Consider the following 24,070-nt stretch of genomic DNA (forward strand, 5'->3'; position numbering starts at 1 on the left):
CACGAAAAACGCCCCGGAGATCGCTCTCCGGGGCGTCTTGGTGTTCGCCAGCGCCTGGCCTAGTGGGCGGCCAGGACCGCCAGCAGGAGGAGGGCCACGATGTTGGTGATCTTGATCATCGGGTTCACCGCGGGGCCTGAGGTGTCCTTGTAGGGGTCACCGACAGTGTCGCCGGTCACGGCGGCCTTGTGAGCCTCCGAACCCTTGCCGTGCAGGACGCCGGCCGCGTCGGTGAAGCCTTCTTCGATCACCTTCTTGGCGTTGTCCCAGGCGCCGCCGCCGCTGGTCATCGAGATGGCGACGAACAGGCCGGTGACGATCACCCCCATCAGCATCGCGCCGACGCAGGCGAAGGCGTCGACCTTGCCGGCGATGGCGTTGATGATGAAAAACAGCACCACCGGCGACACGACCGGCAGCAGCGAGGGGATGATCATCTCCCGGATCGCGGCCTTGGTCAGGATGTCGACGGCGCGGCCGTATTCCGGCTTCACCTCGCCGGTCATGATGCCCGGGTTCTCACGGAACTGGCGGCGGACCTCGACCACCACCGACTGGGCGGCGCGGCCCACGGCGGTCATCGACATGCCGCCGAACAGGAACGGCAGCAGGCCGCCGAACAGCAGCCCCACGACCACGTACGGGTTGGACAGATCGAAGGCGACCGCGCCCAGGTTATAGAAGAACGAGCCGTCCACGGCATTGGCCGCGAAGTACTTCAGGTCCTCGGTGTAGGCGGCGAACAGCACCAGGGCGCCCAGGCCGGCGGAGCCGATCGCATAGCCCTTGGTGACCGCCTTGGTGGTGTTGCCGACCGCGTCGAGGGCGTCGGTGGTGACGCGCACTTCCGGGGGAAGGCCCGCCATCTCGGCGATGCCGCCGGCGTTGTCGGTGACCGGACCGAAGGCGTCCAGCGCGACCACGAAGCCCGCCAGCGACAGCATCGCCGTCGTGGCGATGGCGATGCCGAACAGGCCCGCCAGGTTGTAGGTGACGATGATGCCGACGATGATCACCAGCGCCGGCGCGGCCGTGGACTCCAGGCTCATGGCCAGGCCCTGGATCACGTTGGTGCCGTGGCCGGAGACCGAGGCCTGAGCGACCGACTTCACCGGCCGGAAGTTGGTGCCGGTGTAATATTCGGTGATCATCACGATCAGGGCGGTGATCACCAGGCCGGTCATGGCGCAGCCGAACAGCGCCATGGCGCCGAAGGTCTTGCCGTTCACCGTCAGGTCCTCGGTCACCAGAGCCGGGATCAGGAAGTAGAGCGCCGCGGCCGACAGCACGCCGGTGGCGATCAGCCCCTGGTAGAGGGCGCCCATGATGGACCCGCTCTTGCCCAAGCGGACCGCGAAGGTGCCGATGATCGAGGTGACGATGCAGACGCCGCAGATGGCCAGCGGCAGCAGCATGATGTTGCCCAGCAGCGCCGAGCCGCCGAAGAAGATCGCCGCCAGGACCATGGTGGCGACCGTGGTCACCGCATAGGTCTCGAACAGATCAGCGGCCATGCCGGCGCAGTCGCCGACGTTGTCGCCCACGTTGTCGGCGATGGTCGCGGCGTTGCGCGGGTCATCTTCCGGGATGCCGGCCTCGAGCTTGCCGACCAGATCGCCGCCGACGTCGGCGCCCTTGGTGAAGATGCCGCCGCCCAGCCGGGCGAAGATCGAGATCAGCGAGGCCCCGAAGCCCAGCGAGACCAGCCCGTCGATCACGTGACGGTCGGCCGACGGCAGGCCCTGCACCTGGGTCAGGAACGCATAGTACCCAGTGACGCCGATCAGCGCGAAGCCGGCCACCAGCAGGCCGGTGATGGCACCGGACGTGAAGGCCAGCTTCAGGCCCTTGGCCAGGCTTTCCGACGCGGCCTGGGCCGTGCGGACGTTGGCGCGGACGGAAATCAGCATGCCGGCGAAGCCCGCGGCCCCCGAGAGCACCGCGCCGATCAGGAAGCCGGCCGCCGAATAGGGGCCGATCAGGAAGAACAGGACGACCAGCACGACGACACCGACGATGCCGATCGCGGTGTACTGGCGCTTCAGATAGGCCTGGGCGCCTTCCTGGATGGCGGCGGCGATTTCCTGCATCCGGGCGTTGCCCGGCGAGGCGCGCAGTAGCGACAGCGTCTGAAGCACCCCGTACAGCACGGCGAGCACCCCGGCGCCGATCACCAGCGTAAGCATTGAACTCATGAGTAGCGCACCCCTTTGCGATTGCGCGGAGGGGGACCGACGCCCGCCTGCATTGGCGGTCCCGTCGATGTGTCCCGGCCCCTGAAATTTCCCCAAACAGATCCGAGGGCGCGCGAGCGCCTCCGAAAGATCGGGCCGGAAACTACTCAAGTTTTACTAGATGGCGCAACACGTGCCGCCCCGTCAGGCGCGATCGGGTCGATCGGCCTCAGGTATGAGGGGTGCTGATCCGCCGGCGCGGGGCCTGCGAAGTGACCACGACGGAGAGGATCTGGCCGGGCCCCACGATGGCGGTCGCGTCGCTGGTGAGGGTCGCCGTGAGGCGCGGCGCATCGACCTTGGAGAGGTCGGACGCCAGGGTGAAGGGCGTCCGATGGCCGGCGCGGACCAGGGCGTCGCGGAAATAGGGCTCCTTTTCCCGGAGCTTCGCGGCATTGGCCGACCGGGTCAGGTTGATCCGCACGTACACGAAGACGTAGTTGACCACGACGCGGTTGGAGACGATGGGCAGGCCGACCGGCTGCAGGTCGACGTACTGGCCGACATCCTGCTTGCCGCCCTCCTTCTTCTTTTCCTCCGCGGCGTCGGCTGTGGAGCTCGTGGCGAGCGCGACGGCGGCGAAGATCAGGGTTCGGCGGTCCATGCCGGACACGATCCTCCGAATCGGTTGCCGCAACGTTGCGATCGACGGCGTTCGATGGTGGCGGTTGGCGAACGGTGGTAGCGTTGCAGCAACGACACAAAGGGAGGAGCGTGCATGGCTACGACCCGTCGCACTGCCGCCTTGGGCCTGCTGGCCGCCGCGGGCGCCGCGTTGCCCCTGGCCCGCGCCCTGGCCCAGAACGCCCCCACGCCGGACAAGGTCTCCTCTGGCGTCCAGACCGAGATGCCGGACGAGGAGTCGCCGGCCACCGAGCTGGACACCACCACCGACACCTACGAGCACATGCTGGCGCCGGTGATCATCAACGGCCAGGGCCCGTTCAACTTCCTGCTCGATACCGGAGCCAACGTCAGCTGTGTCTCGAACCGGCTGATGGCGCGCCTGGACCTAAAGTCCAGCGGCGCCTCGGCGGCGGTCCATACCGTGGTCGGCGTCCACAATAGGCCGGTGGTGATCCTGGACCGGCTGCAGGTCGGTCCGCGCAACCGGCGCATGGTCCGCGCGCCAGCCCTGCCGATGAAGGGGACCGACGTCGATGGCGTGCTGGGGGTCGACTGGCTGAAGGGCCAGCGCCTGGTGCTGGATTTCAAGGCCAGGAAGCTGGAGATCATCCGCTCCCAGGCCGACGTGGACGAGCCCGGCCACGTGGTGGTGGTGCCGGCCCGCCGCCGGCACGGCCAGCTGACCATCGTCGACGCCGACCTCAGCGGCCACCGGATCAGCGCGATCATCGATTCCGGCGCCCAGGGCAGCCTGTGCAATAGCAAGCTGCGCGACATCGTCCACGCCCTGGACGCCAAGCGCGGCGACCGGCCGCCCCCGCGATATGTGCGGATGGAGACCCTGGCGGGGGAAGCGTTCGACGGCGAATCGATCTTCCTGCCGTTCCTGCGCCTGGGCGGCCTGCACCTGGGCAATGTGCCGGTGACCTATGCGGAGATGCACGTCTTCGACATCTGGGGGCTGAAGGACACCCCGGCCCTGGTGATCGGCATGGACCTGCTCGGCCAGTTCGAACAGGTGGCGCTGGACTTCGGCCGCTCGGCGGTGCGGTTCTCGTACGTCTGAGGCGGTCAGGGGCTGATCCTTCCCCCGGGTGCGCAGGAAGCAAGAGCGTGGGCGTCCCAGTCCCGAACAGACTTTAGTCGGGATGGTCCGCCGCGCTCGCCGGCGCCACGTGCGGCGGGAAAAGGTCGGCCATCGGCTCGTATTTGGCCCGGGCGCGGGCCAGACGCTCGCGCATGTCGGCCAGCGCCTGCGGATGGAGGGAGGCGACGCTGTAGTTTTCTCCCGGGTCGGCCTGCATGTCGAAGAGCAGCGGCAGCCGGTCCAGCGGCACGTCGTAGACCCGGTAGTAGGAGCGGGCCACCAGCTTCCAGCGCGCGGTGCGCAGGCCGGCGACGTGGGTGTTGTTGAACAGCAGTATCTCCTCGTGCGGCGAGCCCTCGCCGCGCGTCAGCATCCCTGAGATGTCGCGGCCGTCCAGTTCGACGCCGACCGGCGCGGGTAACCCCGCCAGGCTCAGCACAGTCGGCAGGAGATCGAGGTTGCTGGCGAGGCCGCTCGCCACGAGGCCCGCAGGGAGCCGCCCCGGATAGCGGGCGATGAAGGGCACGCGGAAGCCGCCGTCCCAGGCCGAGCCGCCCTTGCGGTCGCGGAACGGACCTGACGAGCCCTCGAACCAGGGCCCGTTGTCGGAGGTGAAGACCACCAGGGTGTCCTCGTCGATCGCCAGGTCCTTCAGCCGCGCCAGCAGGCGACCGACGTTCGCGTCGATCTCCTCAACCACCTCGCCATACGCGCCGGCGGGGGAGCCCATCGGGTCATCGGGGTTGGGGACCAGCGGGATGTGCGGCGCGGTCAGGGCCAGCAGGATGAAGAACGGCTGCTCGCGATGGGTCTCGGCGAACTGGATCGTGTGCTCGAAGAAGTTCTGGGTAAGTCGCGCGAAGTCGACCCGCTCTGCCCGGGCCGTCACCGCCGCACCCTCGCTGTCGTAGTAGGTGAGCGGCCGCATGTCGTGGCTGTACGGCAGGCCGTGGAAGACATCGAAGCCATGGACCATCGGCGGCCAGTGCGGCGCCACATGGCCCAGGTGCCACTTGCCCACCAGGGCGGTGGCGTAGTCGGGCTTCAGGGCCTGCGGGAGCGTCACCTCGCTCCGCGGCAGGCCGGTGGTGTCGGCCGGCTGGATCACTTCGTGCGCCAGGCCGGAGCGGATCGCATAGCGCCCGGTCATCAGCCCGGCCCGCGACGGGGTGCAGACATTGGCCGAGGCGTAGAAATCGGTCAGCCGCACTCCGCCCGCCGCCATGCAGTCCAGGTTGGGTGTGCGGATATGCTGGCCGCCGTCACAGCCGATGTCGCCATAGCCGAGGTCGTCGGCCAGGATGATGATGACGTTCGGCTGGCGCACGGGCGGTCTCCTGGAGTCCGTGAGGTTAGCGCGGATCAGCCGTGCCGCCAGCCGCCAGGCCCGGGATCGACCGGCTGGCCGCCGCATAGCACCTCGATCCCCTGGCCGACCCCGGCCTCGCCGATGATGACGAAGCCCGGAAGGGCGACGGGCGAGGTCGCCACGATCTCGTAGTCGTCCCCGCCGCTCGCCAGCGCCAGCAGCGCGCCGGTCGGGTCGGCCTGCGCCTCGAGCCAAGCCCGGGCCGGAGCGGAGAGCGGGACGCGGTCGAGGTCGAGGGTCAGGCGCACCCCGCTGGCCGCGGCGATGTGGCCGGCGTCGGCGATCAGGCCGTCGGAGACGTCGGCCGCGGCGCTGGCATGCTCCAGCACCGTGCGGCGCAGGTCCAGCCGCGGCTGCGGCAGGCGATAACGGCCGGAGAGGTAGCCGTCGGGGTCGGCGATCTCCTCGCGCGCCGCCCTCAGGCCCAGCCAGCCGTCGCCGATGTGGCCGCTGACCATCAGGCGGTCGCCAGGCCGGGTGCCGGCGCGGCGCACCATGCGGCCCTCCGGGACCCAGCCCAGGGCCGTCAGGCTGGCCGTGAACGGGCCGGGCGTGGCCACCGTGTCGCCGCCCAGCAGGCTGACGCCCGCCTCCTTGAGGTCGGCGCCCAGGCCGACTGCGAACGCGGCGCGGTCGGCGTCGCCCCAGGCTTGCGGCCAGGCCACCGCCAGGAAGGCCGCGAACGGCTCGGCGCCCTTGGCGGCCAGGTCGGACAGGTTCACCCGCGCCAGCCGGCGGCCGACCAGCTCCGGCGCCTCCCCGGCCAGGAAGTGCACGCCCTCGACGATGGCGTCCTTGGTGACCACCAGATCGAACCCCGGCCGCTGCGGCACGACCGCCGCGTCGTCCATCAGGTCGAAGGCGCCCGCCGCGCCGCGCGCCAGGGGCCGGAAGAGCCGGGCGATCTCGCCGAACTCATCCAGCTCAGCCGCCCCTGGCCGGCCGGACATCGCGGGCTACGCCGTCGAGGGCGCCGTTGACGAAGCCCGGCTCGGTCCCCTCGAAGAAGCTCTTGGCCACCTCGACATATTCGTCGATCGCCACCTCGGTCGGCACGTCGGGGCGATGGGCCAGCTCATAGGTGCCCGCCCGCAGGATGGCGCGCACGGTGGCGTCCAGCCGTTCCAGCCGCCAGCCCTCAGCCAGCCGCTTGACGATGGCGGCGTCCACCCGGCTCTGCTGGGCGACCACGCCGCGCACCAACTCGGCGAAGAACCCCTCGTCGGCCGAGGCGAGGGGCGCGCCCTCACCGTCTTCGTTGTCGAGGGCGCGGTCGAACCGGTGCTCGGTGAACTCGCGGATCACGTGCTCCACGCCAATCGCGGACACCTCCATCTGGTAGAGGGCCTGGACGGCGGCGAGACGCGCCACCGAGCGCGAGGCGTGGGCGCTCACCGCTTGCCGCCGAGCAGCTGTTGTTTCAGCGACACCATGGCCAGGGCGGCACGCGCCGCGCCGCCGCCCTTGTCGCCTTCGCTGATCCGGGCCCGCGCCCAGGCCTGTTCGGCGTCCTCGACGGTCAGCACGCCGTTGCCGATGCAGAGCCGCTTGCCGATCGCCAGCTCCATGATCCCGCGGGCCGACTCGTTGGAGACGATCTCGAAATGATAGGTCTCGCCGCGGATCACCGAGCCCAGGGCGACATAGCCGTCATAGCTCTTGCCGGCCGGCCGGTGCCCGCCCTCCTCGGCGAAGGCGATGGCCGCCGGGATCTCCAGCGCGCCCGGCACGGTCACCACGTCGAACTCCGCGCCATAGGCGCTCAGCGCCTGCGACGCGCCGTCCAGCAGGGCGTCGGCCAGATCGTCGTAGAAGCGCGCCTCCACGATCAGGATGCGGATCGGGTCTTCAGGCATCGGGAGTCCTCGGGCAGTCGAAGGACGCTCTTAGGGCCTGCACGCGGCGGATGAAAGGACGAGCCGTTGTCCGCGGCCCGCTCATCCCGGCGAAGGCCGGGACCCAGATGGAATGGCTCGGATGTGGATTCCAGGGACGCTGAGCCCGTCCAACGCCCGTCCCAGCCGTCGGATCTGGGTCCCGGCCTTCGCCGGGATGAGCGGGCGTAATGATCTAAGGCACTGAAATTTCGAAGGCCTGGTTGAGTCTCGACCCTACGCCGTCTCCTGGTACCTCGCCAGGTAGCGGGCCAGCATGTCGATCTCCAGGTTCACCCGGGACCCCGGCTTCAGGGTCCCCAACGTGGTCACGTCCCAGGTGTGCGGGATCAGGTTCACGCCGAACACATCGTCTTCGACCTCGTTCACGGTGAGCGACACGCCCTCCACGGTGATCGAACCCTTCGGCGCGATGAAGCGGTGCAGGGGCTTGGGGACGCGGACCTGCACGCGGTGCGAACCGCCCTCGCTCTCGATCGACAGCACTTCGCCCACGCCGTCCACGTGGCCCGAGACGATGTGGCCGCCCAGCTCGTCGCCGACCCGCGCGGCGCGTTCCAGGTTGACCGGGCGGCCCTCGGTCCAATCCGACAGGGTGGTGAGCGAGAGGGTCTCGCCGGAAACCTCGACCGCGAACCAGCCGGGACCCTTGTCCACCACGGTCAGGCAGCAGCCGGCGTGGCTGACCGAGGCGCCGAGCTCGAGGGTGGCGGTGTCGAAGCCGGTCTCGATCTCGAAGCGGCGGTCGCGGTTGGTGTCGCGCACGCTCTTGACGCGCCCCACGTCGGTGACGATGCCGGTGAACATTCAGCCCCCCTCAAGCGATCCGCGCGTAGCGTTCCCAGAGGTCGTCGCCCAGCTGGCTGACCTCCACCCGCCGGAAATGGGGCGCCTCGGCCAACGCCGCAACTGCCAGGGCGCCGATCGCCGGCCGCCCCTCCCCGCCCAGCAGGATCGGCGCGCGGAACCACTCGATGGCTTCGACCAGGCCGCAGCGCAGGAAACTGGCGGCCACCTGCCCGCCGCCTTCGATGAGCAGGTTCGAGAGTCTTTCCTGGGCAAGGGCTTGCACGACGCTCTTCAACTCCGGCCGATCCTCGCCGACCGCGCGGACGGACAGCACGATCACGCCGGCCGCCAGCAGCGCCGGGTCGGGCTCGGTCGTGCTGACCACATAGGTCGGGATTTCGCGCGCGGTCCGCACCAGCTTGCAGGCCGGCGTCAGACGCTGGCGGCTGTCCAGCACCACCCGGGCGGGCTGGCGGCCATTGTAGCCGGCAAGCCGCACCGTGAGCTCGGGATCGTCGGCCAGCGCCGTCTCGATGCCGATGACGACCGCGTCGTGATCGGCCCGCAGCCGATGCACCTGTTCGCGCGCCTGCGGCCCGGTGATCCAGCGACTCTCGCCGGACGCCGTGGCGATGCGGGCGTCGAGGGACGTGGCGAGCTTGAGGGTGATACTCACGCCTGGGAGTCTCGCGTCGTTTCCCTTCTCCCCCTGTGGGAGAAGGTGGCCCGCGCCAGCGGGTCGGATGAGGGGTCTCTCAGAACCATCCGGCAAGCCTTTGCGATGTCTGCGGAAAGGCCCATCGACCCCTCATCCGTCGGGCTTCGCCCGCCACCTTCTCCCACAGGGGGAGAAGGATCGCGACAACGCGCCCATCAGTTGGATTTTGGGTAGCGCCGGACTTTTTCAAAGTACACCCGCCGCGCGTGTTCTTGGGCCGGCCAATGCTCCCCATAGGTATATCCCTGCAGCCCGTCGATCCGACCTCCGCGGATAAACAGGATGAAGCCGGCGCCGTTCTCAAGGCCTTCCAGCTCGGCATGAACATCGCCCAGTTCGAAGTTCGCCAGCGTGAGAGACAGATCATCGCCCTCAAAGGTCAGAAAGAAGCCCACTCCGCTCATTCTCCGACTAACGATGCGCGCATTGGCCAATTGAGCGGCAAGTTGTTCCCGGTGTCGCGGGTACGACTCGACAATAAGCGACAGGACGTCCCGCTCCAGCGCCGTCAGCGTCAGGTCAGCGGCCATCCTCGACGGGCTCGCTCAGGCCTTCCTCGCCAAGGAAGCGGGCGAAGTCGTCGGTCTCCTTGAAGTCGCGGTAGACCGAGGCGTAGCGGACATAGGCCACGTCATCGAGCAGCTTCAGGTGCTTCATCACCAGCTCGCCGATGGTGGAGGACGGCAGCTCGGTCTCGCCCATACTCTCCAGTTGGCGCACGATGGCCGAGATCATCCGTTCCACCCGCTCCGGCTCCAGCGGCCGCTTGCGGATGGCGATGGAGATGGAGCGCGCCAGCTTGTCGCGCTCGAACGGCGTGCGGCGGCCGGAGCGCTTGACGATGGTCAGCTCACGCAGCTGCACACGCTCAAAGGTTGTGAACCGGCCCTCGCAGGACGGGCACAGGCGCCGGCGACGGATCGCCGCCCCATCCTCGGACGGGCGGCTGTCCTTCACCTGGGTCTCGTCGTGGCCACAGAACGGGCAGCGCATGATCTAGCCCCCTTCCCAGCCAATAAACGCTATTAGCTGTAGATCGGAAAGCGCGTCGTCAGCGCCACGACCTCGCCGCGGACCTTTTGCTCGACCGCCGTGGAGTCCTCGCCGGTGGACACCGCGTCCAGCACCTCGCCGATCCACCGGCCGATCTGGCGGAACTCGCCGGGCCCGAAGCCCCGGGTTGTGCCGGCCGGCGAGCCGAGGCGCAGGCCCGAGGTCTGCATCGCCGGCAGCGGGTCGCCGGGGATGGAGTTCTTGTTGGTGGTGATCCCGGCGCGTTCGAGGGCGATCTCGGCGTCGGCGCCACTGACCGCCTTGGGCGTCAGGTCGACCAGCAGCAGGTGGCTGTCGGTGCCGTTGGAGACGATCTTGAAGCCGACGCCCTGCAGGCTGTCGGCCAGCGCGCGGGCGTTCTCGATCACCCGCTTCGCATAGGTCTTGAACTCGGGCCGCAGCGCCTCGCCGAAGGCCACCGCCTTGGCGGCGATCACGTGCATCAGCGGGCCGCCCTGCAGGCCGGGGAAGACGGCGCTGTTGATCCTGCCCGCCAGTTTCTTGTCGTTGGTGAGGATCAGGCCGCCGCGCGGACCGCGCAGGGTCTTGTGGGTCGTGGTGGTGACGATGTGGGCGTGCGGGAACGGGTTCGGATACTCGCCCGCCACGATCAGCCCGGCGTAGTGGGCCACGTCGCACATCAGGATGGCGCCCACCTCATCGGCGATCTCGCGGAACTTCCTGAAGTCGATGGCCCGCGAATAGGCCGAGCCGCCGGCGATGATCACCTTGGGGCTGTTGGCGCGGGCGACCTCGGCGGCCTCGTCATAGTCGATCAGGTGGTCCTGGGCGCGGACGCCATATGCGACGGGATTGAACCACTTGCCCGACTGGTTGACGCTCTTGCCGTGGGTCAGGTGGCCGCCATGATCCAGGTTCATCCCCATGAAGGTGTCGCCAGGCTTCATGGTGACCATGAACACCGCCTGGTTGGCCTGGCTGCCCGAATGCGGCTGGACGTTGGCGTAGTCGCAGCCGAACAGCTGCTTGGCCCGCTCGATGGCCAGCCGCTCGGCCTGATCCACCACCTCGCAGCCGCCGTAGTAGCGCTTGCCGGGATAGCCTTCGGCGTACTTGTTGGTCAGCACCGAGCCCTGCGACTCCAGCACCGCCTTGGAGACGATGTTCTCGGAGGCGATCAGCTCGATCTGCTCCTGCTGGCGCACCAGCTCGGCGTCGAGGATCGCCGCCAGGTCGGGGTCGGACTGGCCCACGCCCCGATGGAAGAAATCGTCGGTCGACGGCTGGGATTGCACGTGCAGGTTCAAGGGCAGGCCTTTCGCTGGGCATGAGTCTTGGGCGGCGGAGGGCCTCCTTTACTCCTGAACGCCGTGGCCTCCAACCGCATCCGGGCCGCTGGGGAACCAATCGCTCAGCCCGGGCGTTGACCGGCAAAGGCCGGGGTGGCTTTGCCGCGAGCGCGGGTTCGACCCGCATATCGAAAAGGGGTGTTCATGAGCGTAGGACCCGATACCGAGGGCCCGACGGGCGACGATCTGATGCGGCTGGGGGCGGGCATCGTTTCCGCCTACGTCAGCCGCAATGCCGTGGCCGCGGACGCGGTGGCGGATCTCATCCGGTCGGTGCACCAGGCGCTGCAGACCCTGAGCGGGGTCGCGCCGCCCGCAGCGCCGGAGGAGCGGCCCAAGCCCGCCGTGCCGATCGGTCGGTCCGTGCAGCACGACTACATCGTCTGCCTGGAGGACGGAAAGCGCCTCAAGATGTTGAAGCGCTACCTGCGCTCGCGCTTCAATATGGCCCCCGACGACTATCGCCGCCGCTGGGGCCTCGCGCCGGACTATCCGATGGTGGCGCCGGCCTATGCCGCGCGGCGCTCGGATTTCGCGAAGAAGATCGGTCTGGGCCGCGGCGTACGCCGACGGACTTGAGGGTATCCCAAATAAAGAACGCCCCTGCTGTGGCAGGGGCGCCCTGGGACCGGTCCAGTTGTCGGGCTGTGAATGACCGGTCTTGCGTGGAGTAGGCCACGCTTTTCCCAACCTGACGTTGTGCCAAAATAACGCGGCCAGTTTTGTCGCACCCCGGCAGGGCGGCGATCAGCGCTGGATCTCGACCAGCAACACCCAGGCGCCGACGATGCCGGCGCAGAAGGACAGCAGCACGCCCGGCAGCAGCCAGGCGAGCCCGCCCGGATATCCCGCGCAGACGAGGCCCCCAGCGGCCACGAACGGCAGGGCTGGAAGCTGGTTCAGCAGCACCCTCAGGGCGGTGCGGGCTCCGCCCGGCCCCTTGCCGCGCACCAGCGCGATGGTCTGGATCAGCCACGCCACGGCCCCGGCCGCCGCGATCTCCACGCCATAGGCCAGCGCCGACTGATGCGGCGTCAGTCCGATGGTGGCCACGGCGAGGATGGAGACGAAGGCCGTCAGCGCCTCGATCGCGCGCAGCGGCAGGTTGGGGAATTCGAGGATCCGGCCCAGGTTGATCGAGACGGCCACGAACAGCAATCCAGCCAGGGCGGCCGCGGCGCCGGCCTCGGCGACGAAGAAGCCTTCCCAGCCCTCCGGCATCCGCGTCCCCTGAAGGCCGGCCGTCAGGCCGCGTAGCCGCCGATGCGCTGGACGTTGCAGCGAACCCAGAGGGCTTCCAGGGCCTCGACCAGCTCGTCCATCATCCCGTCGGTATGGGCCGGCGATGGCGTGAAGCGCAGGCGCTCGGTGCCGCGCGGCACGGTCGGGTAGTTGATCGGCTGGACGTAGATCCCGTGATCCTCGAGCAGGATGTCGGAGATCAGCTTGCAGTGGACGGCGTCGCCCACCAGCACCGGCACGATGTGGCTGACCGAGGGCATGACCGGCAGGCCGGCCTTGGCCATCTTGGCCTTCAGCATGGCCGCGCGGGCCTGGTGCGCGATCCGGACCTCGTTGTGGGCCTTCAGGTAGCGGATCGAGGCCACGGCCCCGGCAGCCAGGGCCGGCGGCAGCGAGGTGGTGAAGATGAAGCCGTCGGCATAGCTGCGGATCGCGTCGACGATCACCGCGTCGGCGGCGATGTAGCCGCCCATGACCCCGAACGCCTTGCCCAGGGTGCCTTCGACGATGTCGATGTCGGCCATCACCCCGTCGCGCTCGGCGACGCCGGCGCCGCGCGAGCCGTACATGCCGACCGCATGGACCTCGTCGAGGTAGGTCATCGCGCCGTATTTCCTGGCTAGGGCCACGGTGCCGCGCAGGTCGGCGATGTCGCCGTCCATCGAATAGACGCTCTCGAAAGCGATCACCTTCGGCGCATCGGGATCGGCCTCGAGCAGCAGCTGCTCCAGGTGCTCCAGGTCGTTGTGGCGGAACACCCGGCGCTGCTCGCGCTTGCCGGAGCGGATGCCGCTGATCATCGAGTTATGGTTCAGCTCGTCGGAGAAGATCAGCAGGCCCGGCAGGATCTTGTAGAGCGTCGACAACGACGCCTCGTTGGAGACGTAGCCGGACGTGAACAGCAGCGCCGCTTCCTTCTGGTGCAGGTCCGCCAGTTCGCGCTCCAGCTCCACGTGATAGTGGGTGGTGCCCGAGATGTTGCGGGTGCCGCCGGAGCCAGCGCCGGCCTCTTCGATGGCCGTGTGCATGGCGTCCAGCACCAGCGGGTTCTGGCCCTGGCCCAGGTAGTCGTTGGAGCACCAGACCGTCACGTCGCTGGACGTGCCGTCGGCGCGGGTCCAGCTGGCGCGCGGGAATTCGCCTCGATAGCGCTTCAGGTCGGCGAAGACCCGATAGCGACCCTCGGCGTGAATGCGCCCCAAGGCCGTCTGGAAGGCTGCTCTGTAATCCATCGACTCAAATCCGGTCGCGCGACCCAAGAGTGATCCCGCTGTGCCCGGCCCCTCAAATACGTCTGTCTTTTGGCGCCGCGCCTTCACCTTGTCCATAAACTCGAAGATGAGAAAGGCGTCATCTTTCGTGAAATGCGGCTCCGTCTTCGTAAGCGGCGCCGCTAGGGGGCGTTGCCCCGCAGCATCTCCAGGATCGCCGAGAAGTCCTTGCCGCCGCCGCCCAGGCGATCGAACAGGGCGTAGAGGCCCTCGGCCGTGGCGCCCAGCGGCGTCGCGGCGCCGGCCCTGGCGGCCGCTTCCTGGGCCAGCTTGAGGTCCTTCAGCATCATCGCGGTGGCGAACCCGCCCTCGTAGTTCCGGTTCGACGGCGCGGCCGGCACCGGGCCCGGCCAGGGGCAGTAGTTGGTCAGGCTCCAGCACTGTCCGGACGACTTCGAGGCGATTTCGAAGAACCGCTCGCCGTCCAGGCCCAGCTTCTCGGCCAGCGCGAAGGCCTCGCAGACGCCGATCATCGAGATGCCGAGCACCATGTTGTTGCAGATCTTGGCCGCTTGCCCGGCGCCGTGGTCGCCGGCCCGCATGGTGGCGCGCGACATGGGGGCGATCATGGCCTCTACCGCAGCGAAGTCCCCCTCGTCGCAGCCGACCATGAAGGCCAGGGTCCCGGCATCGGCCGCCGCCGTGCCGCCGGACACCGGGGCGTCGGCGAAGCGGAAGCCGGCGGCCTTGGCCTGGGCCGCCACGGCGCGGGCGCTCTCGACGTCGATGGTCGACGAATCGATCAGCAGCGCCGTCTTCGGCGCGTGGGGCAGGATGTGCTCGGCATAGACCTGCCGCACATGCGGGCCGGCCGGCAGCATGGTGACGACGGCGTCGGCGGTCCGCACCGCCTCTGCCACCGATCCGGCCCTGGAACAGCCAGCCGCGGCGGCCTTGTCGAGCGCCGCCGGCGACAGGTCGAAGGCCATGACCTCGCGCCCCGCCTTGGCCTGGTTGGCGGCCATTCCGCCGCCCATGTTTCCCAGGCCGATGAACGCAACGCGGGTCATGGATGCCTCGTGAAATCGCTTACTTGGGCTTGCGGAACTTGTAGATGAACTGGTCGGTCTTGTGACGCACGGCCGGGTCGAAGACGTTCTTGGCGTAGTCGTCGCCGGGGTTGCGCAGCACGGTGCTCTCGCCCTCGAACTTGAAGCCGGCCGCCTCGACCTCCTTCTTCACGACCGCCGGGTCGATCCGGTGGACCGTGCTGGTCGGGTTGACCGTATCGGCCTTGGCCACGTGGTCCAGCACGACGAACACCCCGCCCGGCTTCAGGGCGTTGTAGATCGCCTTGTCGAAGGCCAGCATGTCGATGTTCGGGACGTTCTTGACGTCGTGATAGTTCTGCGAGGTCCAGATCACGTCGGCCTGGGTCGGGATCGCCAGGCCGCCGGCCAGCGGCGCGTGGATCGACTTGACGTTGGCGTAGTTCGCGTCCGCCGCGATTACGTCCTGGGCGGGCGGCGGCGAAGGCTTGGCCGGGTCGGCCGGCGGACGCGGCGGGCCGCCGACCGCATAGACCGTTCCCTTGGGGCCCACCGCCTTGGAGAACACCCGGGTGAAATAGCCGCCGCCGGGGATCAGGTCGACGACCGTCTGGCCGGGCGCCACCCCGGCGAAGTCCAGCATCTCGGCGGGCTTGCGTTCGGCGTCCAGGGCGGTGTCGGCCTCGGGCCGGGCCTTGTCGGCGACCGCGGCGATCACGGCCGGCGACGGCTTGGCGTAGGCGACGCCCAGGCTGGTCAGCGCCAGGACCGCGGCGGCCCCCAGCAGGAGATTGGATTTCATCTGGAAAGATCCTCCCGACGGCCGCGCTTCGGCCGCCTTGCGCCTCAAGGTAGAGGCGACCACTCCTGATCGGAAGGGAGGGGCGCAAAAATGCCGTCCAGCATGGCCTCGTCGACCTGCTCGAGGCCGGCAGGGCTCCACTTGGGCGCGTTGTCCTTTTCCACGATCACGGCCCGGACGCCCTCCAGGAAGTCGGCTCGCTGCACCACCCGCGCACCGATCCGATACTCCATGGCCATGTTCTCGGCGAAAGTCGCGCATCGAGCGCCTAGCTGCAGCTGGCGGAAGGCGACCTTCATCGTCTGCGGCGACTTGGTGGCCAGCACCTTCAGCTGTTCGTTCGCCCAGTCCGTCCCGGCCGCCCGCAGCGCCGCGACGATGGCCTCGACGCTGTCGCCGGCGAACAGGCGGGCGATCTCGTCCTGGTGCGCCGCCAGGGTCGGGCGACCGGCGTCGGCCTCGAATTCGGTGAGCAGGGCCTCGGTCCGGTCTGGCGACGCCAGGATCGCGGCCTTCAGCTCGGGGATGCGGGCGCTCTCCACGAAGTCGGTGGCGATCTGCAGCAGCTCGCAGTCGGCCGCCTTGATCCGCGCCCCGGTCAGCGCCAACCATAGCCCGAGGTGGTCTGGCATCCGCGACAGATACCAGCCGCCGCCGACGTCCGGGAACAGGCCGATCCCGGTCTCCGGCATGGCGAAGGTGGTCCGCTCGGTCGCCACCCGGAACCGGCAGGGCCGCGACAGTCCCACCCCGCCGCCCATGGTGACGCCGTCCATGAAGGCGATCCGCGGCTTGGCGTATCTGAATATCAAATCATTCAGCCGGTACTCGGTGAAGAAGAACTCGCGGGCCTCTAGGCCGTCGCCCGCCCCGCTCTCGGCCAGCATCCGGATGTCGCCGCCGGCACAGAAGCCGCGCTCGCCGGAATGGTCGAACATCACCAGGTCGACGGCCGGGTCTTGCCGCCAGGCCAGCAGGGCGTCGGTCATCAGCGCGATCATGTTGGTGTTCAGCGCATGCAGCGCCTGCGGGCGGTTGAGCGTGATCCGCCCCACGCGGCCTTCGATGCGGCAGAGGACTTCGGGTTCGCTCGTCACGCCAGTTTGTCTCCCCGCAGGTCGAAGCAGCTCACGTAACGGCTCGCCACACCGAGCAACCCGGCGTCACGAGACGCGAGGTTGCAGCCCCGAGCGACCGCAAGCGCCAGATAGGCCATGTCAAAAGGTCGGAGTCCCAGCGGCCCGCCGCGTCGACCTAGCCCGAAGACCTCGTCGACAGACTGGGGTGCGATCACTTCGATCTCCAAGGCCTTCAAATCGTCGATCGCCTGATCGTAGCCTTCGCCTGTGAGGAGGCCTCGTCTTTGGAAGCGATTCAACACGTTGGCGATCTCCCAGGGAAATACGTGGGGCGCGATGAACCGATCTGCGCGGCGCTGGAGGATAAACGCCCGTGCTGCCCCTGTCTGTTGGGTCGTCAAGACCCATCCGAGGGCCGCGGACGCATCGACGACGATTTCGCTCAACCGTCCCGCCAGTCGAGAATTTCTTCCCAGGTCACCTTGTCGATGTCGGGGTTCTCGGCCCGCAGGCGCTCGTGCGAAGCATCGAAGCGGGCGAGCAACGCCTCACCGGACAGTCGCTGGGGCGGCGTCGCGATGAGTCGCGCGACCGGCCTGCCATGCCGCGTGATGATCACGTCCTCGCCGCCTCGCTCGACCGCATCGATCAAGGCCGACAGGTTGGTCTTTGCCTCCAGGACTCCGACTTCGCGCAAGGCCCGCTCCAATTCTGACCAGTCTGGTCATAATAGCACGGCCCTATGGCCGGAACAGCTCCCGCGCCGTGATCACCCGCATGATCTCGTTGGTGCCTTCGAGGATCTGGTGGACGCGCAGGTCGCGGACGATGCGCTCCAGCGGATAGTCGCGCAGGTAGCCGTAGCCGCCGTGCAGCTGCAGCGCCTGGTTGGCGACCTCGAAGCCGGCGTCGGTGGCGAAGCGCTTGGCCATGGCGCAGTACTGGGTGGCCTTGGGGTGCTTGTTGTCGAGCGCGTGCGCCGCGCGGCGCACCATCAGCCGGGCGGCGTCCAGGTCGGTCGCCATGTCTGCCAGCCGCCACTGCAGGCCCTGGAACGCCGCCAGCGCCTGGCCGAACTGTTTGCGGGTCTCCAGATAGGTTTTGGCCATGTCGAGGGCGAGGCCCGCCCCACCCAGCGAGCAGGACGCGATGTTGATCCGGCCGCCGTCGAGGCCGGCCATGGCGAACTTGAACCCCTCGCCGTCCTGGCCGATCCGGTTCGCCTCGGGCGCCCGGCAGTCGTCGAAGTTCACCTGGGCGGTCGGCTGGGAATGCCACCCCATCTTGCGTTCCTGGGCCCCGAACGACAGGCCCGGCGTCCCGTTCTCCACCACGAAGGCCGAGACTCCCTTGGCTCCGGCGTCCCCCGTGCGAGCCATGACGACATAGATATCCGAGGTCCCGGCCCCGGAGATGAAGGCCTTGGAGCCGTTCAGGACATAGTGGTCGCCGTCCCGCTTCGCGCTGGTCTTCATCGCCGCCGCGTCGGACCCGGAGCCGGGCTCGGTCAGGGCGTAGGAGGCGATCAGCTCCATCGTGCAGAGCCGCGGCAGGTAGCGGCGGCGCAGGTCCTCCGACCCGAACCGGTCGATCATCCAGGCGGCCATGTTGTGGATCGAGAGGAAGGCCGCCGTCGAGACGTCGCCGTAGCTGAGCTGTTCGAACACGATCGAGGCGTCCAGGCGGCTGAGCGCCGAGCCGCCGACGTCCTCCTGCACATAGAGCCCGGCGAAGCCCAGTTCCGCGGCCTTCTTCAGCACGTCGACGGGGAAGTGCTTCTCCTCGTCCCAGCGCGCGGAATGGGGCGCCAGCTCGGAGGCGGCGAAGGCGCGCGCCGCGTCCTCGATCGCCCGCTGGTCCTCGGTGAGATTGAAGTCCATGGACGCCGGTTGAGCGCCTGGCGCTGCGGCTGTCAATGCGGCACCCAAGTCAACTCAGGCCTCGCTCAGCTCAGTCCGCAGGGGCGACCTTCAGCAATCTTGTGCCTAGATAGCCGTACCGCTTGACCTCGCAGACCCGACAGCTTCGCTTGTCGATCACTACTCCTGACGCATCCGCTGCGGGTTGACTCACGTAGGCCGATGAGCCCGCGGCCCAGACTTGGAAACCGCAGGTCGGTGAGTAGCGATATGTCTTCGCTTCCTTGGCCACGGCAACGAAGTCGCAGGGCTGATGAGCGGCTGGGCCCGTGCAGCCAGGTGCGATAGCGGCGGTCAGCACAAGTCCGGTGAGCGCGATTAGGGAGACCATGAGAGCGTAGATAGCGGAAAGACCGTTGCTGATCGGCTTCATTCGGCGCTCCTTACATATGTAAGTTTGTCCGAACCTGCACCTCTGTCCATCTCGCCGCGCCACCCCACACTTGCATCCGATGCCGTTCTAGGTCCAAACGCCCCGGCATGACGAAAGCCCCCCTCGCCGCCTATCCCGCTCTTCGCCTGCGCCGCCTGCGACAGGCTGACTGGATCCGCCGGCTGGTTCGCGAGACGGTGCTGACGCCGGCCGACCTGATCTGGTCGATGGTGGTGCATGAGGGCGAGGGCCAGGTCCCGGTGGCCTCGATGCCGGGCGTCAGCCGGCTGTCGGTGAAGGACTGCGCCGCCGCGGCGAAGGAGGCCCGGGCGCTGGGCATCCCGGCCATCGCCGTCTTCCCGCACATCGACGGCGCCAAGAAGGACGCGACCGGCAAGCTGGCCCACGACCCCAACGGTATCGTCGCCACGGCGGTGAAGGCCATGAAGGACGCCGCGCCCGAGGTGGGGATCATGTGCGACGTGGCGCTGGACCCCTTCACCGACCACGGCCACGACGGCCTGATCGAGAACGGCCGCATCCTCAACGATCCCACTATCGAGGCGCTGGTCGCCCAGGGGATCATGCAAGCCAAGGCCGGCTGCGATATCCTGGCGCCGTCGGACATGATGGACGGCCGTTGCGGGGCGCTGCGCACGGCGCTGGAGGCCGAGGGCCTGCAGGATACGATGATCATGTCCTATGCGGCCAAGTACGCCTCGGCCTTCTACGGCCCCTACCGCGAGGCGATCGGCTCGGGGAAGCTGGGGACCGGCTCGGTGGACAACCCGGGCGACAAGAAGACCTACCAGATGGACAACGCCAACTCCGACGAGGCCCTGCGCGAGGTGGCCCTCGACATCGCCGAGGGCGCCGACATGGTGATGGTCAAGCCGGGGATGCCGTACCTCGACATCGTTCAGCGGGTGGTCGAGGCCTTCGCGGTGCCGACCTTCGCGTTCCAGGTCTCGGGAGAGTACGCCATGCTGATGGCGGCGGCGCAGAACGGCTGGCTGGAGCAGGAGCGCGCGATCCTGGAGAGCCTGGGCGGGTTCAAGCGGGCCGGAGCGGCCGGCGTGATCACCTATTTCGCGCCGCGCGCCGCGCGGTTGCTGGGGGCCTAACCACCACGCCCTTCCGCTCATCCCGGCGAAGGCCGGGGCCCAGATGGGATAGTTTGGGTGTGGGCTCGAGACGTGCTGAGCTGATCCAACCGGCTTCAGCGCCTTGCGATCTGGGTCCCGGCCTTCTCCGGGATGAGCGGGTCAGGGCCGACCGGCCCTCGGGATGTCGACGGTGGCCACCAGGATCTTGCCCGTCTGGCGCGCGGCCGCGGCCACGTGGTCGGAGCTGTCGGCGACCACCATGAACAGCGTCTTGCCGTCATCGCCGCCCAGCATGCAGGCGAAGCAGGGCTGGCCGGTGTCGATCGTCTCCAGCACCTCACCGCCCTCAGCGATCCGCACGCATTCCGGGGCGATGGGGTTGGCGACCCAGACGGCCCCGTCGGCGTCCAGGCAGATGCCGTCCGGCACGCGCGGCGTGGTCGGCGCCCAGACGCGGCGGTTGGAGAGGTCGCCGTTCGGGCCCATGTCGAAGGCGGTGAGGATCGCGCCCAGGGTTTCGCCCAGGATCAGGGTCTTGCCGTCCGGCGTGATCACCGGGCCGTTGGGGAAGCTCATGTCCTCGGCGGCGATGCGCGCCTGCCCGTCCGGCGCGACATAGGCGAGCCTGGCCCTGGGATGATCGGCGAGGACGCTGGGCACGCCGCGCGCCGCGATCTCGGCGTCCAGGTCGAACCCGAAGTTGCCGACGTAGGCGCCGCCGGCGGCGTCGACCACCATGTCGTTGCAGTGGAACGTGGCGATGTGGCTGAGGTCGGCATGGACCCCGATCTTGCCGTCCGGCATGCGGCGCAAGACCTGGCGTTTGGTCATGGAGACGACGAGCATGGAGCCATCGGGCATCCAGCCCAGGCCGGAGGGCCGGTCGTCGATCTCGAACTCGGTGCGCAGGTCGCCGGCCAGGGACACCGACTTCACAGCATGGGCGTAGAAGTCGCTGAACCACAGCCGGCCGTCATGCCAGCGCGGCCCCTCGCCGAAGTAGATGCCGTCAGTCAGCACCCGCGTCGCCCGTCCCATGATGTCGCCTTTCTGTGGAAGGTCTTGGCGCCATGATCGTCTAGCCGGCGGGCGGTGTCATCCACGACAAGGGGGAAATCACCGCGGCGACGTCAGCCAGGTCTTCAGGATCGCGTTGACCTTCTCCGGCGCCTCCTGCTGCACCCAGTGCGAGACGCCCGGCAGCCGCTCGATGGTCAGGTCGCGGACGTAGGCCTGCGTGCCGTCCAGCAGCTCGATGCCGAGCGCGCTGTCCGCCTCGCCCCAGACGATCAGGGTGGGGGTCTCGATCACCGGCCAGGGTCCGGCCAGCTTTCCCTGCAGGCGGAGCGCGGCGCGGTACCAGTTGATCATGCCGGTCATGGCGCCGGGGCGCTGGGCGTCGGCGGCGTAGCGGTCGAGGACGTCCTTGGTGAAGTTCGACTTGTCCTGCGCCATGTCGTGGAAGGCCTGGCGGATGGCGCGCGCATCGTTGGCGGTCATCGCCGCCTCGGGGACGCCCGGGAGCTGGAAGAAGAACATGTACCAGGACTTCTTCAGCTGCGCCCACGAGCGGCGCAGGTGGGCGCTCATCACCGCCGGGTGCGGCACGTTCATGATCACCAGCCGCTCCAGCGGCCGCACCTGGTTGGCCGCGAAGGTCCATGCCAGGCCCGCGCCCCAGTCGTGGCCGATCAGGGTCACGCGCTTGGCCCCGCTGGCGTCGATCAGGGCGGCGACGTCCTCCATCAGCCGGTCGATCAGATAGGCCTTCACGTCCTTGGGCTTGGGCTCGGTCTCGCCGTAGCCGCGCAGGTCCGGCGCCCAGACCCGATAGCCCATCTGCGCCAGCAGCGGCATCTGGTAGCGCCAGCTGAACCGGCTCTCCGGAAAGCCGTGCAGGCAGAGCGCGAGGTGATCGCCCTCCCCCGCCTGGTCGACGGCGAAGCGGAAGCCATTGGCCTCGACGGTGTGGGTGGTGATGGTCATGGCGGGCCCCCCGGCCGCCGGGTTCGCCGGCGCTACAGCCCTCCCATGGTCGCGCCCGGATAGAAGGGCAAGGTGCGAACCCGCTGGCCGGTGAGCTTCGCATAGGCGTTGGCCACCGCCGGCGCCACGCAGGGCACGCCGGTCTCGCCCACTCCGCCCGGGGCCTCGGAACTTGGGACGATGCTGACGCTGACCGTCGGCATGTCGTTGAGCTTGAGCACCCGGTAGTTGTTGAAGTTGGAGACGCTCGGGACACCCGCGGCGAAGGTCACCTGGCCCCAGAGCGTCGCGGCCAGGCCGTGGGCGATCCCGCCCTGGATCTGGGCCTCGATCTGATCGGGATTGACGGCGACCCCGCAGTCGATGGCGCAGAACATCTTGCCGACCTTGATCTTGCCGCCGCTCAGCGAGATCTGCGCCACCAGGGCGATATAGCTGCCGAACCCCTTGAGGAAGGCAAGCCCCCGCGCACTGCCGGCCGGAGCCGCCGATTTCGACCAGCCGCTCAGGGTGTCCACCGCGTTCAGCACCCCCAGCGACCGAGGATCGGCCGCCAGCAGGGCCTTGCGCCAGGCCATCGGGTCCTGGCCCGCCGCCAGCGCCAGTTCGTCCATGGCGCTCTCGACCGCGAAGGTGTTGTAGGACTCGCCCACCGAGCGCCAGTAGCCCAGCGGGATGTCGGCCGGATTGGGCACGAACTCGATCCGCCGGTTGGGGATCGCGTAGGGCAGATCCAGGGCGCCGGCCACCGCGCCGGTGTCCTCCGGATTGTTCCCCGGCTTGGAATTTCGCTGGATGTTGATGGACGGCGAAACGTTTCGGTACAGCATCGCTGTGAGGGTCTTGTTCGCGTCGATTCCCGCCTGGACGCGGATCGCCGCGCAGGGCCGATACATGTCGTTCTGAAAGTCCTGCTTGCGCGACCAGGTCAGTTTGACCGGCTTGCCGACGGCCTTGGCGATCTTGACGGCCTCGGCGACGAAATCCTGATCGAACTTCCGGCCCAGGCCGCCGCCCAGGTACGTGGTGTGCACCGTGATGGCGCGGGGCGCCAGGCCGGTGATTCCCGCGATCGTGAAGACGTTGAGCGCCTGGCCCTGGGTCGGCGCCCAGATCTCGGCCGAGGTGGCGCTGACGGAAGCGGTGCAGTTCAGCACCTCCATGCACGCGTGGGCCAGGTAAGGCAGCTCGTAGGTGGCGTCGAGCCGGGTCGGCGCGTTGGCGATCGCCACCGCGGGGTCCAGGCCGCCGGTGGTCTCGTAGATGTGCGGCACGGCGTTCGTGGAGCCGACAAGCTCGAGCCCCTTGGCGCGGATGTGGACCGAATCGCGGGACGCGGTGTCCGCCGGAAGGGTCCATTTGATCTTGGACCCCAGCGACTCGGCGATGCGCATCGCGGTCCAGGTGTCGCCGGCGACCACGGCCACTCCGTTGCCGAGGTTGACCAGGGCCTGCGCGCCGCTGGCGCTGGCCGGCATGCTGGCCACCGTCCCGCCCAGGGTCGGACAGTGCACAACCGCGGCGTAGACCATGCCGGGCACCTGCACATCGATCCCGAAGACCGCGGAGCCATCGACCTTGGCGGGGATGTCCGTGCGGGGCAGGCGCTGGCCGATGGCGTTCCGGGTCGTGGCGAGCGCCACCTTGGCGGGCGGCGTCATGAGGGTGGCGGTCTCCACCAATTGGCTGAAGGCATAGGTGGTTGTCCCGTCCGTCACCTTGCCGCCAGCCGCCAGGGCCCAGGTCTTGCCGGGCGCCAGCTGCCTTGCCGCGGCCAGCAGCATCTCCCGCGCCGTAGCCGCGGCCTGGCGTAGCGGCAGATACCAGCCGCGCATGCTGGTGCTGCCGCCGGTCAGTTGCAGGCCGAACAGCGGGTTGGCGAAGGGGTTGGGCGGGGAGGCCGACGGTCCGGCATGCTCCACCTTGACCTGGCTCCAGTTCAGCATGAGCTCCTCAGCCACGAGCTGGCCAAGGCCGGTCATGATGCCCTGCCCCATCTCGGTCGGCCCGATAAGGAGGGTCACGTTGTTCAGGCTGTCGATCCTGAGATAGGCGCCCAGTGCGGTGGCCGCCGGCGCCGGCGCCGCGGCCGACCCGCCTGTGGTCCCGCTGAGGGCCTGCAGGGAGCCGTTCGCCACCATCGTCACCGGCACGACCAGGGCGACAGCGCCGCCGGCGAGGACAGCGCGCCTATCGACCGACATCTTTGGGAACTCCAGTC

General features: G+C 68.7%; 25 protein-coding genes. 3 read left to right on the forward strand and 22 right to left on the reverse strand.

Annotated elements, in window-relative coordinates; translation table 11 throughout:
* Positions 1 to 59: 59 nt before the first annotated feature.
* Positions 60 to 2,195: a sodium-translocating pyrophosphatase gene (locus Q0R13_RS03570; RefSeq protein WP_293899586.1), complete on the reverse strand. Its 2,136-nt coding sequence runs from the start codon at positions 2,193 to 2,195 to the stop codon at positions 60 to 62.
* Between the two features lie 208 nt (positions 2,196 to 2,403).
* On the reverse strand, positions 2,404 to 2,838 hold the full coding sequence (locus Q0R13_RS03575) for a hypothetical protein (protein WP_293899588.1): 435 nt from the start codon (positions 2,836 to 2,838) through the stop codon (positions 2,404 to 2,406).
* Between the two features lie 114 nt (positions 2,839 to 2,952).
* On the opposite strand from Q0R13_RS03575, the gene Q0R13_RS03580 reads away from it, so the two are divergent.
* Positions 2,953 to 3,927, forward strand: coding sequence for a retroviral-like aspartic protease family protein (locus Q0R13_RS03580; protein WP_293899591.1), 975 nt, complete (start codon positions 2,953 to 2,955; stop codon positions 3,925 to 3,927).
* Between the two features lie 73 nt (positions 3,928 to 4,000).
* Here Q0R13_RS03580 and Q0R13_RS03585 read toward each other — a convergent pair whose 3' ends face one another.
* The 9 genes from Q0R13_RS03585 to glyA form a co-directional block, all read right to left on the reverse strand.
* Positions 4,001 to 5,275: a sulfatase gene (locus tag Q0R13_RS03585; protein WP_293899594.1), complete on the reverse strand. Its 1,275-nt coding sequence runs from the start codon at positions 5,273 to 5,275 to the stop codon at positions 4,001 to 4,003.
* A 35-nt stretch (positions 5,276 to 5,310) separates the two neighbouring features.
* Positions 5,311 to 6,267, reverse strand: coding sequence for a thiamine-phosphate kinase (gene thiL, locus Q0R13_RS03590; protein ID WP_293899597.1), 957 nt, complete (start codon positions 6,265 to 6,267; stop codon positions 5,311 to 5,313).
* Complete coding sequence (nusB, locus tag Q0R13_RS03595; protein ID WP_293899600.1) at positions 6,242 to 6,712, reverse strand: transcription antitermination factor NusB; 471 nt, start codon at positions 6,710 to 6,712, stop codon at positions 6,242 to 6,244. The genes thiL and nusB overlap by 26 nt, the downstream gene beginning before the upstream one ends.
* The gene (ribH, locus tag Q0R13_RS03600; protein WP_293899603.1) at positions 6,709 to 7,173 is read right to left on the reverse strand and encodes a 6,7-dimethyl-8-ribityllumazine synthase; all 465 of its coding nucleotides are present in this window, start codon (positions 7,171 to 7,173) and stop codon (positions 6,709 to 6,711) included. Before ribH ends, nusB begins: the two co-directional genes overlap by 4 nt.
* Before the next feature lie 255 nt (positions 7,174 to 7,428).
* A complete protein-coding gene (locus Q0R13_RS03605; protein WP_293899606.1) occupies positions 7,429 to 8,019 on the reverse strand; it encodes a riboflavin synthase in 591 nt (196 codons plus the stop codon).
* Positions 8,020 to 8,029: 10 nt separating this feature from the next.
* On the reverse strand, positions 8,030 to 8,677 hold the full coding sequence (locus Q0R13_RS03610; RefSeq protein ID WP_293899609.1) for a RibD family protein: 648 nt from the start codon (positions 8,675 to 8,677) through the stop codon (positions 8,030 to 8,032).
* Positions 8,678 to 8,874: 197 nt separating this feature from the next.
* Entirely contained in the window at positions 8,875 to 9,249 is a 375-nt protein-coding gene (locus Q0R13_RS03615; protein WP_293899612.1) for a hypothetical protein, read from the reverse strand.
* Positions 9,239 to 9,712, reverse strand: a complete 474-nt coding sequence (gene nrdR, locus Q0R13_RS03620) for a transcriptional regulator NrdR (protein WP_293899615.1) — start codon at positions 9,710 to 9,712, stop codon at positions 9,239 to 9,241. Before nrdR ends, Q0R13_RS03615 begins: the two co-directional genes overlap by 11 nt.
* Before the next feature lie 32 nt (positions 9,713 to 9,744).
* The gene (gene glyA / locus Q0R13_RS03625) at positions 9,745 to 10,986 is read right to left on the reverse strand and encodes a serine hydroxymethyltransferase (protein ID WP_293899745.1); all 1,242 of its coding nucleotides are present in this window, start codon (positions 10,984 to 10,986) and stop codon (positions 9,745 to 9,747) included.
* A gap of 240 nt (positions 10,987 to 11,226) precedes the next feature.
* On the opposite strand from glyA, the gene Q0R13_RS03630 reads away from it, so the two are divergent.
* Entirely contained in the window at positions 11,227 to 11,661 is a 435-nt protein-coding gene (locus tag Q0R13_RS03630; RefSeq protein WP_293899618.1) for a MucR family transcriptional regulator, read from the forward strand.
* Positions 11,662 to 11,829: 168 nt separating this feature from the next.
* Here the strand turns inward: Q0R13_RS03630 and Q0R13_RS03635 are convergent, their stop codons facing one another.
* The 8 genes from Q0R13_RS03635 to Q0R13_RS03670 all read right to left on the reverse strand — a co-directional run bounded on the left by Q0R13_RS03635 (position 11,830) and on the right by Q0R13_RS03670 (position 18,345).
* Positions 11,830 to 12,303 carry a hypothetical protein gene (locus tag Q0R13_RS03635; protein ID WP_293899621.1) on the reverse strand — a complete coding sequence of 158 codons (474 nt, stop codon included), beginning with the start codon at positions 12,301 to 12,303 and terminating at the stop codon, positions 11,830 to 11,832.
* A gap of 23 nt (positions 12,304 to 12,326) precedes the next feature.
* The gene (gene hemA, locus Q0R13_RS03640) at positions 12,327 to 13,556 is read right to left on the reverse strand and encodes a 5-aminolevulinate synthase (protein WP_293899624.1); all 1,230 of its coding nucleotides are present in this window, start codon (positions 13,554 to 13,556) and stop codon (positions 12,327 to 12,329) included.
* Positions 13,557 to 13,717: 161 nt separating this feature from the next.
* Positions 13,718 to 14,605: a 3-hydroxyisobutyrate dehydrogenase gene (mmsB, locus tag Q0R13_RS03645; protein ID WP_293899626.1), complete on the reverse strand. Its 888-nt coding sequence runs from the start codon at positions 14,603 to 14,605 to the stop codon at positions 13,718 to 13,720.
* Between the two features lie 19 nt (positions 14,606 to 14,624).
* Positions 14,625 to 15,386, reverse strand: coding sequence for a methyltransferase (locus Q0R13_RS03650; RefSeq protein WP_293899628.1), 762 nt, complete (start codon positions 15,384 to 15,386; stop codon positions 14,625 to 14,627).
* Positions 15,387 to 15,430: 44 nt separating this feature from the next.
* Positions 15,431 to 16,483 carry an enoyl-CoA hydratase/isomerase family protein gene (locus Q0R13_RS03655; RefSeq protein WP_293899631.1) on the reverse strand — a complete coding sequence of 351 codons (1,053 nt, stop codon included), beginning with the start codon at positions 16,481 to 16,483 and terminating at the stop codon, positions 15,431 to 15,433.
* A complete protein-coding gene (locus Q0R13_RS03660; RefSeq protein ID WP_293899634.1) occupies positions 16,480 to 16,911 on the reverse strand; it encodes a type II toxin-antitoxin system VapC family toxin in 432 nt (143 codons plus the stop codon). Before Q0R13_RS03660 ends, Q0R13_RS03655 begins: the two co-directional genes overlap by 4 nt.
* Positions 16,908 to 17,162, reverse strand: coding sequence for a type II toxin-antitoxin system prevent-host-death family antitoxin (locus Q0R13_RS03665; protein WP_293899637.1), 255 nt, complete (start codon positions 17,160 to 17,162; stop codon positions 16,908 to 16,910). The genes Q0R13_RS03660 and Q0R13_RS03665 overlap by 4 nt, the downstream gene beginning before the upstream one ends.
* Positions 17,163 to 17,205: 43 nt before the next feature.
* Positions 17,206 to 18,345, reverse strand: a complete 1,140-nt coding sequence (locus tag Q0R13_RS03670) for an isobutyryl-CoA dehydrogenase (RefSeq protein ID WP_293899640.1) — start codon at positions 18,343 to 18,345, stop codon at positions 17,206 to 17,208.
* A gap of 519 nt (positions 18,346 to 18,864) precedes the next feature.
* Here Q0R13_RS03670 and hemB point away from each other — a divergent pair.
* Entirely contained in the window at positions 18,865 to 19,881 is a 1,017-nt protein-coding gene (gene hemB / locus Q0R13_RS03675; RefSeq protein WP_293899643.1) for a porphobilinogen synthase, read from the forward strand.
* Positions 19,882 to 20,022: 141 nt separating this feature from the next.
* On the opposite strand, the gene Q0R13_RS03680 is transcribed toward hemB, so the two are convergent.
* The 3 genes from Q0R13_RS03680 to Q0R13_RS03690 all read right to left on the reverse strand — a co-directional run bounded on the left by Q0R13_RS03680 (position 20,023) and on the right by Q0R13_RS03690 (position 24,053).
* Positions 20,023 to 20,901, reverse strand: coding sequence for an SMP-30/gluconolactonase/LRE family protein (locus Q0R13_RS03680; protein WP_293899647.1), 879 nt, complete (start codon positions 20,899 to 20,901; stop codon positions 20,023 to 20,025).
* Between the two features lie 78 nt (positions 20,902 to 20,979).
* The gene (locus Q0R13_RS03685; protein WP_293899650.1) at positions 20,980 to 21,849 is read right to left on the reverse strand and encodes an alpha/beta hydrolase; all 870 of its coding nucleotides are present in this window, start codon (positions 21,847 to 21,849) and stop codon (positions 20,980 to 20,982) included.
* 32 nt (positions 21,850 to 21,881) lie between these two features.
* Positions 21,882 to 24,053 (reverse strand): molybdopterin cofactor-binding domain-containing protein, encoded by a 2,172-nt coding sequence (locus Q0R13_RS03690; protein ID WP_293899653.1) that lies wholly within the window; start codon positions 24,051 to 24,053, stop codon positions 21,882 to 21,884.
* Between the last annotated feature and the right edge of the window lie 17 nt (positions 24,054 to 24,070).

The organism is Phenylobacterium sp. (genome assembly GCF_025351295.1).
In the GTDB taxonomy this organism is placed as follows: domain Bacteria; phylum Pseudomonadota; class Alphaproteobacteria; order Caulobacterales; family Caulobacteraceae; genus Phenylobacterium.